Origin of the sequence: Streptomyces sp. NPDC091682 (assembly GCF_044756625.1) — a bacterium.
Taxonomy (GTDB): Bacteria; Actinomycetota; Actinomycetes; order Streptomycetales; family Streptomycetaceae; genus Streptomyces.
The window spans coordinates 327840-341688 of record NZ_JBIVTH010000004.1; the positions used below are offsets into that span (position 1 = coordinate 327840).

The 13849-nt window shown below is 71.7% G+C and carries 11 protein-coding genes; 4 read left to right on the forward strand and 7 right to left on the reverse strand.

What is annotated here, in order from left to right; translation table 11 throughout:
• Nucleotides 1–42: 42 nt before the first annotated feature.
• The 5 genes from ACIQK6_RS12165 to ACIQK6_RS12185 all read right to left on the reverse strand — a co-directional run bounded on the left by ACIQK6_RS12165 (nucleotide 43) and on the right by ACIQK6_RS12185 (nucleotide 6819).
• Entirely contained in the window at nucleotides 43–2799 is a 2757-nt protein-coding gene (locus ACIQK6_RS12165) for an FtsX-like permease family protein (RefSeq protein WP_402694783.1), read from the reverse strand.
• A gap of 101 nt (nucleotides 2800–2900) precedes the next feature.
• Nucleotides 2901–3659 carry an ABC transporter ATP-binding protein gene (locus ACIQK6_RS12170; protein WP_402694742.1) on the reverse strand — a complete coding sequence of 253 codons (759 nt, stop codon included), beginning with the start codon at nucleotides 3657–3659 and terminating at the stop codon, nucleotides 2901–2903.
• Between the two features lie 25 nt (nucleotides 3660–3684).
• On the reverse strand, nucleotides 3685–4329 hold the full coding sequence (locus ACIQK6_RS12175) for a PadR family transcriptional regulator (protein ID WP_329100123.1): 645 nt from the start codon (nucleotides 4327–4329) through the stop codon (nucleotides 3685–3687).
• Between the two features lie 129 nt (nucleotides 4330–4458).
• A complete protein-coding gene (locus tag ACIQK6_RS12180; RefSeq protein WP_329100122.1) occupies nucleotides 4459–5010 on the reverse strand; it encodes a hypothetical protein in 552 nt (183 codons plus the stop codon).
• 150 nt (nucleotides 5011–5160) lie between these two features.
• The gene (locus ACIQK6_RS12185) at nucleotides 5161–6819 is read right to left on the reverse strand and encodes a protein kinase (protein WP_402694743.1); all 1659 of its coding nucleotides are present in this window, start codon (nucleotides 6817–6819) and stop codon (nucleotides 5161–5163) included.
• 229 nt (nucleotides 6820–7048) lie between these two features.
• Here ACIQK6_RS12185 and ACIQK6_RS12190 point away from each other — a divergent pair, with 229 nt between their 5' ends.
• Complete coding sequence (locus ACIQK6_RS12190) at nucleotides 7049–8692, forward strand: protein kinase domain-containing protein (protein WP_329100120.1); 1644 nt, start codon at nucleotides 7049–7051, stop codon at nucleotides 8690–8692.
• 70 nt (nucleotides 8693–8762) lie between these two features.
• Here ACIQK6_RS12190 and ACIQK6_RS12195 read toward each other — a convergent pair whose 3' ends face one another.
• The gene (locus tag ACIQK6_RS12195) at nucleotides 8763–9044 is read right to left on the reverse strand and encodes a hypothetical protein (protein WP_329100119.1); all 282 of its coding nucleotides are present in this window, start codon (nucleotides 9042–9044) and stop codon (nucleotides 8763–8765) included.
• Between the two features lie 145 nt (nucleotides 9045–9189).
• Nucleotides 9190–9852 carry a response regulator gene (locus ACIQK6_RS12200; RefSeq protein ID WP_402694744.1) on the reverse strand — a complete coding sequence of 221 codons (663 nt, stop codon included), beginning with the start codon at nucleotides 9850–9852 and terminating at the stop codon, nucleotides 9190–9192.
• Nucleotides 9853–10179: 327 nt separating this feature from the next.
• On the opposite strand from ACIQK6_RS12200, the gene pdhA reads away from it, so the two are divergent.
• The 3 genes from pdhA to ACIQK6_RS12215 are packed head-to-tail and all read left to right on the forward strand — an operon-like array spanning nucleotide 10180 to nucleotide 13799.
• Nucleotides 10180–11382 (forward strand): pyruvate dehydrogenase (acetyl-transferring) E1 component subunit alpha, encoded by a 1203-nt coding sequence (gene pdhA, locus ACIQK6_RS12205; protein WP_033214801.1) that lies wholly within the window; start codon nucleotides 10180–10182, stop codon nucleotides 11380–11382.
• On the forward strand, nucleotides 11382–12362 hold the full coding sequence (locus ACIQK6_RS12210; RefSeq protein ID WP_030010542.1) for an alpha-ketoacid dehydrogenase subunit beta: 981 nt from the start codon (nucleotides 11382–11384) through the stop codon (nucleotides 12360–12362). The genes pdhA and ACIQK6_RS12210 overlap by 1 nt, the downstream gene beginning before the upstream one ends.
• A gap of 12 nt (nucleotides 12363–12374) precedes the next feature.
• On the forward strand, nucleotides 12375–13799 hold the full coding sequence (locus tag ACIQK6_RS12215) for a dihydrolipoamide acetyltransferase family protein (RefSeq protein ID WP_329100117.1): 1425 nt from the start codon (nucleotides 12375–12377) through the stop codon (nucleotides 13797–13799).
• Nucleotides 13800–13849 lie beyond the last annotated feature (50 nt).

The window sequence follows — 13849 nt, forward strand, 5'->3', positions numbered from 1 at the left end:
CGGGGGCACCAGCCCGGGCCCGGTCCCGGGCCCGGTCCCGGCCTACCCCGCGGCCCGGCGGGCCAGTGCGCCGCTGGAGCGGGTGACCAGGGCCGCCAGCAGGGCCGCGCCCAGCGGGACCACGACGAGCAGCCCGGCGAGGGTTTCCCACGGCAGCGAGATCGGTACGAACGGCACCGATTCCGTCATCGTCGAGAGGCCCTGCTCGATCGACTCCCGGTAGAGCGCCTCCGCTTGCCGCTGTTCCGTCAGGCGCAGGCCGATGGCGGGCAGGATTCCGGCCGCCGAGCCCAGGACGACGCCCATCAGGGCGACCACCCCGCACTGGAAACCGCTCAGCGTCCGCCGCACGCGCGGTGCCGCGCCCACCGCGGCCAGCGTCTTCAGGTCGGCCTCGGCGTCGGCCTGGGCGAGCCCGGTGGCGATGCCGGCCGCGCCGATGGTGACGAGTCCCGCGAAGACGGCGAGGGCGAGCATGACGAGGCTGTCGTCGCCCTGGTAGCCCGCCTCGATGTGCAGGGAGGACTCGACGCCCATCCGGTCGATCTCCCCGGCGATGCGCTGGCGCTGCTCGCTGGACGCCGTGCCGTCGAGGCCGAAGTACGAGCCCAGGGGCGCGGTGGCCAGCCCGGCGGCCTTGGCCGCCGCGGGCGGCAGGATCAGCTCGACGCCCCAGTTCTGGGTCGTGTCGGGCGCCAGGTGGACGGACAGGACCTTGTCCTCACCGGGCGTCTCGTCGTAGCGGCCGCGCATGACGTCGTCCTCGCCCTGTTTGGTGATGATCCGCAGGGTGAGCTTGCCGTCCTTGACCTGGCGCTTGTCGAAGGAGACGGCCTGGCCGGCCTTGAGGGCGGCCACGGAGCCCGGGTCGGTGACCGCGAGCACGCTCAGCACCTTCTCGTCACCGACGAGGACGGAGTGCTCCGTGCCGTACCGGGATTCCTGGCAACGCCAGTCCTGGCGCAGTTCCTTGCGCCGCGCCTCGGAGAAGGCCTCGATGCCCTTGACGTCCTCGTAGAGCGGGCAGCGCTGCTCCTTGGGCGTGATGAGCTCGATGCGGCCGCAGCCGGGGTCCGAGGAGAACGACTCGCAGCCCGGCTTGCCGACGACCAGCCGGTCGATGTCCGCCCGCTGGACCAGCGGCAGTTCCTTGGCGAGGGCCTCGCGCAGCGCGGGCACCTCCTTGTACGCGCTGTTGTCTCTGACCGTCAGCAGCCCCGTTCCGTGCGGCAGTTCGGCCCGGTACTCGTGGCGCATCTGGGCGTCGAAGCTCTGCTGGTACGTCGCCACGGCGACGGTTCCGGCGACGGCGGCCAGCACGGCGGCCACGGCGGGGGCCGTACGCCCGCGGTTGCGTACGGCGTCGCGCAGCGCGAGCCGCGGCGACAGCGGCAGCCACCGCCCGAGCCGGCCGAACAGGCCGACCAGGACCGGGGTGAGGGCGACGAGGCCGAGTTCGGCGAGGGCGCTGCCGCCCGCCACGACGGTGCTGCCCAGATCCGAGGTGGTGCCGTAGAGGGCGATCGCGACGCCGGCGGCGATGGCGATCAGGCCGATGACGGGCAGCACCCGGTTGGCGCGGCGGACGCCGCGGCGGCCGGTGAGCGAGGCCAGCACGGTCTGGCGGGAGGCGGTGACGGCCGGGACGATCGCGGCGAGCAGGCCGGTGACCACGGCGAGCAGGGCGATGCCGACCAGTTCCAGCGGGCGGAAGTCGAAGCCGCCGAAGCGGTTGCCGAGCGACTCCTCCAGCACCGGTCGCAGCACGACGGTGAGCAGGACGCCGATGACGGTGCCGATGACGGCGGCGACGGCGCCGAGGACCAGGCCGCCGGAGAGCACGATGGAGCGGATGTGGCGCCGGTCGCCGCCGTTGGCGCCGACCAGGCCCAGCTGGCGGCGCGAGCGGCGGGCGCCGACCGCGAAGGCCGGTCCGGCGAGCAGGCAGATCTCCAGCATGGCCAGGCCCACGACGGTGGCCAGGATGGCCATCTGGACGGTCTTGTTGCCGTCCCGCTCGGACTTCGCACTCGGCTCGTTCCGGTAGAGCGGGACCTCGGAGTCGGCGGGCGGGTGGAGGACGACGGCGCGGGAGACGACGATCAGGCCCTTGGTGTTGGCCGCCTGGACCGCGTCCCAGGTGACGCCTGCGCCGCCGACCTTGACCAGGTACTTGTCGTCGGCGGTCACCGTGCGCCCGCCGGACGCCGTCAGCGCCTTGTTCAGCGGGGCGATCAGCGTCCCGGGCGGGGCGATGATCTCGGGGCGTCCGAGTTCGTCCGGCAGCTCGTAGGCGCCGACGATCTTGTACGGGGAGGTGGCGCCGCGCGGGGTGACCGAGGAGCCGACGAAGAGACCGGACTCCTTCAGGAAGGCCTGGGTGGCGATGACCTCGCCCGGTGCCTCGGGCAGTTGGCCGCGGTTGAGCGTGATCATGCCCTTCACCAGGGGGCTGTGCGTGTCGAGTTCGCGCAGCTGGGTGTCGAGCAGCCCGTGCGTGGTGCGGACCTTGGTGTAGCCGGTGCTGTCCTTGAGGACCTGGGCGCCGGGCGGGAGCAGGGACTCCACCGGTTCCGGCTTCTCCCGCGTGGCCTTCGAGGGGTCGTAGTCCTTGTAGCCGCCGACGGGCAGGGACCTCGTGCCGTCGGGGCTCTGGTAGATGGGCCCGGACATGTGCGATTGGCTCACCCGGGCGTCGGCGGTGCCGATCATCCGGGTGAGGGCCTGCTCGGGGGAGAGTTCGGCGCTGCGCAGCGTGAGGTCGGCCGCGCTCACTCCGACGATCGGCAGGGCGAGCATCGCGAGGACGAGGGAGCTGCGGCCCTTGGCGCGCCAGGCGTCGCGGCGGGCTATGCGCAGGGCCGCCACCCAGGAGTGGTACCAGCCTTGGAGCGGAGCGGTCACTGGCCGGCCGCCTGCCCGGAGAGGAGGGAGTCGGCGTGGCTGCGCAGGGTCTCGTCGACCACGCTGCCGTCGCGCAGGAAGACCACGCGGTCGGCCCAGGCGGCGAACCGCGGTTCGTGCGTGACGAGGATCCCGGCGGCGCCCGCGTCGCAGCGGGCGCGCAGCAGGGCGAGGACGGACTCGCCGGTCTCGGAGTCCAGGGCGCCGGTCGGCTCGTCGGCCAGGACCAGGCGGCGGTCGCCCACGAGGGCGCGGGCGATGGCCACGCGCTGCTGCTGGCCGCCGGACATCTCGTCGGGGAAGCGGTTGGCGAGCTGGCCGAGGCCCATTTCCTCCAGCGCGGCGAGCGCGGAGGCGCGCGCCTTGCGGGCGGAGGTCCCGTCGAGCTCCCGGGGCAGTGCCACGTTCTCCGCGGCGGTGAGGGCCGGTATCAGGTTGTAGTCCTGGAAGACGTACCCGATGCTGCGACGGCGCAGGGCGGCCAGCTGCTTGCGGCTCGCCGTGGTGATGTCGGTGCCCTCAACGATCACCCGGCCGCTGCTCGGGATGTCGAGGCCGCCCGCGAGGGTGAGCAGCGTGGACTTGCCGGAGCCGGAGGGGCCCATCACGGCGACGAGTTCGCCGGGGAAGACCGAGAGGTCGATCCCGCGCAGGGCGTGCACCTCGGTGGCGCCGCTGCCGTGCGTGCGGACGAGTCGGTCCAACTGCAGTACGGGCTGTTGGGGCTGGGGCTGGGGCTGGGGCTGGTCAGGCATGGAGTGTCCCCCCTGGAACGGTGGTTCAGCCACGGCGCGTACGAGCGGTACGGGGCGGGGTGGTGGTCGGGGTCTCGGCTGCGGCGGCCTGGGGCGGTTCGGGTTCCGCGGCTCTCCGGTCGGCCGGCAGGGAGAGCCGGACGAGCCGGGCTTCGCAGTGGTCGAGCCAACGGGCCTCGGCCTCGGTCTGGAAGATCAGCTGTTCCAGTACGAGCAGCCAGGCCACGTCGTCGCGCTCGTGGGACCGGCCGCTCTCGACCGCGGCGAGCGCCGTGGCCTTGAGCCGGGTGTAGTCCTGCATCGCCTTGATCGTGGCGTGCCGTTGGGACTGGATGACGGCGCGGATGTCCACGCCGGGGGCGCCGACGGCCATGGCGAGCTTGATGGACAGCTCGTCGCGGGGCGGATTGGCCCGGTCGACGGGGCGCCCGTACCACTGGAGCAGCTCGGTGCGCCCGGTGTCGGTGATGGCGTACAGGGTGTGGCCGGCGGCGTCCTCGCCGTCAGGGGCGACGAGGCCGTCCCGTTCGAGACGGGCGAGGGTCGTGTACACCTGCCCGACGTTGAGCGGCCAGGTGGAGCCGGTGCGGGATTCGAACTCGGTGCGCAGCTGGGAGCCGTACCGAGGACCCCGTTCCAGCAGGGCGAGTAGCCCGTGACGGATCGACATACTCGGTATGTATACCGAGTATGTTCACTTCCGGCAACCGTCCTGAGGCGTACGTCGCGCGGGGGACGCCGCCCGGAGGGGGAGGGTTCGGGAGGGGTGCGGGAGGGGTGCGGGAGGGGTCCGGGCCGCTCAGAGCCCCCGGCGCAGACGCATCCCGAGGTAGCCGAGGCCGAGGCCCATCAGGGCGAATCCGGTGCCGAGCGGCAGTATGTGCGCGGCCAGGTCGGCGGCCCGGTCGTTGGGTGCTTCGTCGAGGGCGCTGACCGTCGACGACGGCGGGCTCGGCGCGGCGACGGCGGTGGTCGGCCGCGGCGGTGGGGGTGGCAGCGGGGGCGGTGGGGGCGGGGTGGCCCCGGTGCGCCCGGTCTGCCCGGTCTGACCGGTGTGCGGGGGTCGCGCCGGCAGCAGCGGCTGGGAGGCCACCGTCAACTCCGGGTCGGCGGGCTCGCCGACCGGCCGCCCGGGGCGCTCGCGCCCGACTCCGGCGACGCTGCCGGCCAGTTCCTCGTAGGGGTCGTCGGGCGAGGCGGGTGCGGCGGGTGTGGCGGGTGCGGCGGGTGCGGTGACCTGGCGGGCCTGGGTGAGGAAGGGGCCGGCGTACGCGGAAGCGGTGGGCGCGAGCGCGGTGGCGGCGAGGGCTGCGCAGGCCAGCCAGTGCGCCGGGCGGAAGCCTTGGATCACGGGGAGCCCCTCCCGTCCCGAGCCACGAGCTGCTCGCTGCTCGCTGCGCGTCAGAGATATGCGCCCAGATTTACATAGTGGGGCAAAACCGGCATCCCGGGCGCCCCATCGGGGTGCCCGGGATGCCGGTGTGTCGGACTGCGCCGCGCGCTATTCGGGGTTGCCGGTCGACACGGTCAGCGTGTACTCCATGCCTTCCTTGTCGACCTTCTCGCCGGCGGCCGGGGACTGGAACAGCACCGTGTCCTTGCCGTACACGGCCTCGTCCTTGTAATCGATCTTGTACTTGCCGCGCGAGGCCTGGATGCACTCCTTCACGGAGAGCAGGTTCTTGTACTTGAAGTCCGGCGCCGAGTACTTGCCGGCCTCGCTGTAGTGCTTCACCGGCTCCGTGCACTTCTTCGGGTCGATCGTGCGCGTCAGGTCGGGCCCCTTGTACCCGGCCTTCGCGGAGGCCGGCGCGGATGCCGAGTTCCCCGGGTCCGCCGTGGTGCCGCCCTTGTCCTTGTCGTCCCCGTTCATCGAGATCGCCGTGATCAGACCGCCGACGGCCAGCAGGGCCACCACGATCGCTCCGATGACCACCGGACTGCTCCGCTTGCCGTCACCGGACGCCGCGGACGACGAGCTCGTCGGGGAGATCGTGTACGGCGGCGGGGTATGCGGCGCGTACTGCTGCTGCGGCGGGGGCGTGTGCGGGTAGGCGTAGCCGCCCTGTGCGTGCTGGGGGGCCGGCGTGGGTGCGTACGGGGTCTGCGGCGGTGTCTGCGGCGTCTGGTACGGCTGCTGCACCGACTGCGGGGGAGCCTGGTACCCGGCCTCCACCGGCGGGAACACGGTCGAGGCCACGCCCGCGCCACTGCTCAGCGGCCCCTGGCCCTGCACGATGACCGGCGCCCCGGTCTGCCCGGAGCCCAGCACCCGTGCGACCTCGTCGCCCATGGCCGCGGCCGTGGGGAAGCGCTCGTTCGGGTTCTTCTTCAGCGCCCGCGCCACCAGCGCGTCCATCGCCGGGGTCAGCGACCGGTTGATGGAGGACGGGGCGACCGGTTCCTCCTGCACGTGGGCGTAGGCGATGGCCAACGGCGAGTCCGCGTCGAACGGGATCCGCCCGGTCAGCAGCTGGAACAGCATGATGCCGACCGAGTAGAGGTCGGAACGGGCGTCGACCCCGCGCCCCAGCGCCTGTTCGGGCGAGAGGTACTGGGGGGTGCCGACGACCATGCCGGTCTGCGTCATCGAGGTGACCCCCGACTGCATGGCGCGGGCGATGCCGAAGTCCATCACCTTGACCACGCCGCGCTTGTTCACCATGACGTTGCCGGGCTTGATGTCGCGGTGGACGAGCCCCATCTCGTGGCTGGTCTCCAGGGCGGCCAGCACGTCGGCCGTCACCTTCAGCGCCTTGTCCGCCGGCATGGCCCCGTGCCGGCGGATGTCCTCCTCCAGCACCGAGCCCAGCGGCTGGCCCTCCACGTATTCCATGACGATGTACGGCATCACCGCGCCGTCGCCCGCGGCGGCGCCGCCGAACGTCACTTCGCCTTCACCGGTGTCGAACACCGAGACGATGTTCGTGTGCGACAGTTTCGCTACAGCCTGGGCCTCGCGGCGGAAACGTTCGCGGAAGGACTGCTCGCGGCCGAGGTCGCTGTGCAGCGTCTTGATGGCGACCTGCCGGTCGAGGGCCGAGTCGTACGCCAGGTACACGGACGCCATGCCGCCCGCACCCAGCAAGTCCCTTAGCTGGTAACGGCCACCGGCCAAAGAGCCGCCCGCGTACTGGCCCTGAGTGCCGTCCTGGCTCATGACTGTTGCTCCCCCTCGGGATGTGTTCCCACGCCGCTGGCCGGGCGCATATGGCGCCCAGTCTGCCCCAGGGCAAGCCCACGTCAAGCCGGGTACCCGTTCCGTGACCACACGGGCACAGGCGGCCTTGTCCGAACGGTGACCGGTTCCGAGGCTGTAGCGTTCACCGGAGCACCGACGAAGAGGACTACCGCTGAGCGGCGGCCGAGAGATACGACGGCGAGGACTGATGGCACCCGAACCCGATGGAAACGGCGCCGGGATGACCGATGGTCCTGAGCAATGGGGCGCCGGCGGCCTGGTGGGAGACGGCCGGTACCGGATGACGCACCGGCTGGGCCGCGGCGGCATGGCCGAGGTGTTCGCGGCCGAGGACGTCCGACTGGGCCGTACCGTCGCCGTGAAGCTGCTGCGCGCGGACCTCGCCGAGGACCCGGTGTCCAAGGCCCGCTTCACCCGCGAGGCGCAGTCCGTCGCCGGACTCAACCACCACGCCGTCGTCGCCGTATACGACTCGGGCGAGGACCGGGTCGGCCCGAACACCGTCCCGTACATCGTCATGGAGCTCGTCGAGGGCCGCACCATCCGCGACCTCCTGCTCAGCGCGGAGGCCCCGGGACCCGAGCAGGCGCTCATCATCACCTCGGGCGTGCTCGAAGCCCTCGCGTACTCGCACCAGCACGGCATCGTGCACCGCGACATCAAGCCCGCGAACGTCATCATCACCGAGACGGGCGCGGTCAAGGTGATGGACTTCGGCATCGCCCGCGCCCTGCACGGCGCCCAGTCGACGATGACCCAGACCGGCATGGTCATGGGCACCCCGCAGTACCTGTCGCCCGAGCAGGCCCTCGGCAAGGCCGTCGACCACCGCTCCGACCTCTACGCGACCGGCTGCCTGCTCTACGAACTGCTCGCGCTGCGTCCCCCGTTCACCGGCGAGACCCCGCTGTCGGTGGTCTACCAGCACGTCCAGGACGCGCCGGTGCCGCCCTCCCAGCTGCCGGAGGGACGTCACCTTCCGCAGGAGCTCGACGGCCTGGTCATGCGCTCCCTCGCCAAGGATCCGGACGACCGGTTCCAGAGCGCCGAGGAGATGCGCGGGTTGGTCCAGTACGCACTCCAGATGCTGCACGACGAGGGGCCGAACACCGGCACCTGGGGCACCGGCCCGGTCACCATGTCACTGCCGCACGGGCGGGGCGGCGCCGCCGCCACTACGGCCATGCCCGTGCCCGGGGCCGGTGGGCAGCAGTACGGGGCGCACGCCTCGACCTCGCAGTTCCAGGCGCCGATGGTGCCGTCGCTGAACCCGGACGACGGCTCGGCCTTCCCCGGCGGCCCCGGCCCGGTCGGCAACGGCGGCTACGGCGGTTACGACGGGTACGACGACCGCGGTGGCGGCGGCAGCCGCTGGAAGGCGTGGCTGTTCGCCGTCCTCGCGATCGTCGCGATCATGGGCGGTGTGGCCTACGCCGTCAACAGCATGGGCAAGGTCGACAACAAGAAGCCGGAGAACACCCAGAGCACCCCGGGCGACGAGCCGAGCAAGTCCGCGTCCCCGAACGTCACCCAGGCGCCGCAGACCCAGGACAACAGCCCGGCCACCAACGACAATTCGCCAGCGCCGACCCGTAGCCGTCAGCAGAGCTTCAGTCCGACGCCGACGGTCACCGCGACGCACTCGCCGACGGGTACGGCTTCGCCGAGCGCCTCGTCGACGGCGAAGCCTTCGACGTCGCCGTCGACGAAGCCCTCGACGTCCGCGTCGACGAAGCCCACGGAGACGAGCGGCGGCGCAGCCGCCGGCGGCGCCGGCGCGGGTGGCGCCGGCGGTGGCGGCGCGGGTGGCACCACCAACTCGGAGGAGTGAGACGGATGTGCGGACGGGCCCGGCGGAATCAATTCCGCCGGGCCCGTTCCCGTATCCGCGTGAGTGCGGGTCAGCGTGCGTGCTGGTACTGCCGGTCCGGAATCCGGGCGAGCGAGTGCACGGTGACGAACTGGGGTTCGATCCGCATGGAGACAGGATCGAACACCTGGTCGTCGATGAAATGCGGAACCGGACCAAAGAGCTCCAGCTCGGCGTTGGTGGGCTCGACGACCTGCGCCGTTCCGGTGAACTGGACCGACCAGAGCTCGGGGTCCGGCGAATTGGAATTGTCGGCCCCGTAGGCCACCACACTGCCGTTGCAGGCCTGGTGGTAGCCGAAACCGGAATGCATTCTCAAGAGCACCCTGCCGTCCACCACGATGTGCCGGGCGAGCGCGAGGAAGGGCGGCCCGCCCCGAGGACCGGGGACGTTGGTCCCGAACGGAACGCCGGGCCCCGTGGAACCCGTACCGTCGCGGCGCGGACGGCGGCGGGGGTCAGCGCCGTTCGGCCTGCAGGCGGGCCACGTAGGCCGCGGCCTGGGAGCGGCGCTCCATGCCCAGCTTGGAGAGCAGGCTGGAGACGTAGTTCTTGATGGTCTTCTCCGCCAGGTGCAGCCGCTCGCCGATGACGCGGTTGGTCAGGCCCTCGCCGATCAGGTCGAGGATCTTCCGCTCCTGCTCGGTGAGGGCCGCGAGACGGTCGTCGCCCCGGCCGTTCCTGCCGCCGTCGCGCAGCCGCTCCAGCACGCGGGCGGTGGCGACCGGGTCCAGCAGCGACTTGCCGGCGGCGACATCGCGCACGGCGCTCAGCAGCTCATTGCCGCGGATCGCCTTGAGCACGTAACCGGAAGCGCCGGCCATGATCGCGTCGAACAGTGCCTCGTCGTCGGCGAAGGAGGTCAGCATCAGGCATTTGACGTCCTCGTCCTGCGAGCGCACCTCGCGGCAGACCTCCACGCCGCTGCCGTCGGGGAGCCGCACGTCGAGGACGGCCACGTCGGGCCGGGTGGCGGGGATGCGGACCAGCGCGTCGGCGGCGGTACCGGCTTCGCCGACGATCTCGATGTCCTCTTCGACCGACAAGAGCTCGTGGACGCCCCGACGCACCACTTCGTGGTCGTCCAGGAGGAATACCTTGATTTTTCCGTCTTCGCGCACGAAGTCAGTTTCACACACTCACCCCTTCCCTGCCGGAGTTACCCGGGATAACGTGCCGTTGTTCCCGGCCCCTGCAAGGCTGTGACCAGTGGTTGTTCCCGTTGCTACGTTTTTACTAGGAAATCCAAGCAAAAACGCAGGTCAAACGGGGTTTCGCAGTTATGCGGCGCACTGGGTAACGTGCATTGCGCAGGGCACTCGCCGGGACACCTGTCACGCCTGAATCCCCGTACGCGAGGCGCACCCACCCCGTGCGCTCGTTACGGATACAGGTGAGCCGCACTGGACCCCGGAGAACCCGGGTGCCGGACCGACGGAGGAGCACACGTGACCGTGGAGAGCACTGCCGCGCGCAAGCCGCGACGCAGCAGCGGCACCAAGCGGGCGGCAGGCGCGGCGAACGCCGCCGCCAAGCCCGCCGCTGCCACCGCGCAGACGCAGGACGCCGTACCTCAGCTCGTACAGCTGCTGACGCCCGAAGGGGACCGCGTCGACAACGCGGAGAACGCCGAGTTCGCCCCCTTCGTCGCCGACATCACCACCGAGGACCTGCGCGGGCTGTACCGCGACATGGTCATGACCCGTCGGTTCGACGGTGAGGCGACCGCCCTGCAGCGTCAGGGCGAGCTGGGCCTGTGGGCCTCGCTGCTCGGCCAGGAGGCCGCGCAGATCGGCTCCGGCCGGGCGCTGAACGACGAGGACTACGTCTTCCCGACGTACCGCGAGCACGGCGTGGCCTGGTGCCGCGGGGTCGACCCGACCAACCTGCTCGGCATGTTCCGCGGCGTGAACCACGGCGGCTGGGACCCGAACACCAACAACTTCCACCTCTACACGATCGTCATCGGCTCGCAGACGCTGCACGCGACCGGTTACGCGATGGGTGTGGCCAAGGACGGCGCGGACTCCGCGGTCATCGCCTACTTCGGTGACGGCGCGTCCAGCCAGGGTGACGTCGCGGAGGCGTTCACCTTCTCCGCCGTCTACAACTCCCCCGTGGTGTTCTTCTGCCAGAACAACCAGTGGGCGATCTCCGAGCCCACCGAGCGCCAGATGCGCGTGCCGCTCTACCAGCGCGCGCAGGGCTTCGGCTTCCCGGGCGTGCGCGTCGACGGCAACGACGTGCTGGCCTGCCTGGCCGTGACCCGCTGGGCCCTGGACCGGGCCCGCCGCGGCGAGGGCCCGACCCTGGTCGAGGCGTTCACGTACCGCATGGGCGCGCACACCACCTCCGACGACCCGACGAAGTACCGTCGGGACGAGGAGACGGCGGCCTGGGAGGCCAAGGACCCGATCCTGCGCCTGAAGGCCCACCTGCTGGCCACCGGGGGCGCCGACGAGGCGTTCTTCACGGAGCTGGAGGCGGAGAGCGAGGCCATGGGCAAGCGCGTGCGCGAAGCCGTGCGCGCCATGCCCGACCCGGACACCATGGCGATCTTCGAGAACGTCTACGCGGACGGGCACGCGCTCGTCGACGAGGAGCGCGCCCAGTTCGCCGCCTACCTCGCGTCCTTCGAGGAGGGTCACTGATGGCTGTCGAGAAGATGTCGATCGCTAAGGCGCTCAACGAGTCGCTGCGCAAGGCCCTGGAGCAGGACCCCAAGGTCCTGATCATGGGTGAGGACGTCGGCAAGCTGGGCGGTGTCTTCCGGATCACCGACGGCCTGCAGAAGGACTTCGGCGAGGAGCGGGTCATCGACACCCCGCTCGCCGAGTCGGGCATCGTCGGCACCGCCATCGGCCTGGCCCTGCGCGGGTACCGGCCGGTCGTGGAGATCCAGTTCGACGGTTTCGTCTTCCCCGCGTACGACCAGATCGTCACGCAGCTCGCGAAGATGCACGCGCGCGCCCTGGGCAAGGTCAAGATGCCCGTCGTCGTGCGCATCCCGTACGCGGGCGGCATCGGCGCGGTCGAGCACCACAGCGAGTCCCCCGAGGCGCTCTTCGCGCACGTGCCGGGCCTCAAGGTGGTCTCCCCCTCGAACGCGAGCGACGCCTACTGGATGCTCCAGCAGGCGATCCTCAGCGACGACCCGGTGATCTTCTTCGAGCCGAAGCGCCGCTACTGGGACAAGGGCGAGGTCGACTTCGACGCCATCCCCGGTGAGCTGCACAAGGCGCGCGTGAGCCGCGAGGGCTCGGACGTCACCCTGGCCGCCTACGGCCCGATGGTGAAGGTCTGCCTGGAGGCCGCGGCCGCGGCCGCCGAGGAGGGCAAGTCGGTGGAGGTCCTCGACCTGCGCTCGATGTCCCCGGTCGACTTCGACGGGATCCAGGCCTCGGTCGAGAAGACCCGTCGGCTCGTGGTGGTCCACGAGGCGCCGGTGTTCCTCGGCGTGGGCGCGGAGGTCGCCGCTCGCATCACGGAGCGGTGCTTCTACCACCTGGAGGCGCCGGTCCTGCGCGTGGGCGGTTTCCACGCCCCGTACCCGCCGGCCCGCCTGGAGGACGAGTACCTGCCCGGCCTGGACCGGGTGCTCGACGCCGTCGACCGCTCGCTGGCGTACTAGGAGACCCGCGTCATGACCATCCGCGAATTCAAAATGCCCGATGTGGGCGAGGGCCTCACCGAGGCCGAGATCCTCAAGTGGTACGTCCAGCCCGGCGACACGGTCACCGACGGTCAGGTCGTCTGCGAGGTCGAGACGGCCAAGGCCGCCGTGGAACTGCCGATCCCGTTCGACGGCGTCGTGCACGCGCTCCTCTTCGAGGAGGGCACCACGGTCGACGTCGGCCAGGTGATCATCTCGGTGCAGACCGGCGAGGCGGAGGCTCCGGCCCCCGCCGCCGCGGCGGCCGCGGCTCCGGCCGCCGCCGAGCCGGCCCCGGCCGCCCGCCAGCCCGTCCTGGTCGGCTACGGAGTCTCCGAGTCCTCCACCAAGCGCCGCCCCCGCAAGGCCGCTCCGGCGCCCGCCGTGGCCGCGCAGAACGGTACGGCGGCCCCGGTGGCCGCCCCCGAGGCCCCGGCCGCCCCGGCGCCGCTCCCCGCCGTTCCGGCGCAGCCGACCGGCGAGCGGCCGCTGGCCAAGCCGCCGGTGCGCAAGCTGGCCAAGGACCTCGGCATCGACCTGGCCTCGGTGGTCCCCACCGGTGACGGCGGGGTCGTGACCCGGGAGGACGTGCACGCTGCGGCCGCCGCGGCGATCGCCCCGCAGGCCGCCGCGCCCGTGGCGGCTCCGGCCGCCGCCCCGGCCGCCGTGGCCGCGCCCGTCGCGGTGGTCGCGGCCCCCGCGGCCGACGCCTCGGCGCGGGAGACCCGCATCCCGGTCAAGGGCGTCCGCAAGGTCACCGCGCAGGCCATGGTCGGCTCGGCCTTCACCGCGCCGCACGTCACCGAGTTCATCACCTTCGACGTGACGCGCACGATGAAGCTGGTCCAGGAGCTCAAGGCCGACCCGGACCTCGCGGGGCTGCGGGTCAATCCGCTGCTGCTCATCGCCAAGGCCGTGCTGGTGGCCATCCGCCGCAACCCGGACGTCAACGCGTCCTGGGACGAGGCGGCCCAGGAGATCGTGCTCAAGCACTACGTCAACCTGGGCATCGCGGCGGCCACTCCGCGCGGGCTGATCGTCCCGAACATCAAGGACGCGCACGCCAAGACCCTCGGCGAGCTGTCGGAGTCCCTGTCCTCGCTGGTCGTCACGGCCCGCGACGGAAAGACCTCCCCGGCGGACATGCAGAACGGCACGATCACCCTCACCAACGTCGGCGTCTTCGGCGTCGACACCGGTACGCCGATCCTGAACCCCGGCGAGTCCGCGATCCTCGCGGTCGGCGCGATCAAGCTCCAGCCGTGGGTCCACAAGGGCAAGGTGAAGCCGCGCCACGTCACCACCCTGGCGCTGTCGTTCGACCACCGTCTCATCGACGGCGAGCTCGGCTCCAAGTTCCTCGCCGACATCGCGGCGGTCCTGGAACACCCCCGCCGCCTGGTCACCTGGTCGTAGCGGCACGTACGACGCCCCACCCGATGGCCGGTCTCCCTCGCGGAGGCCGG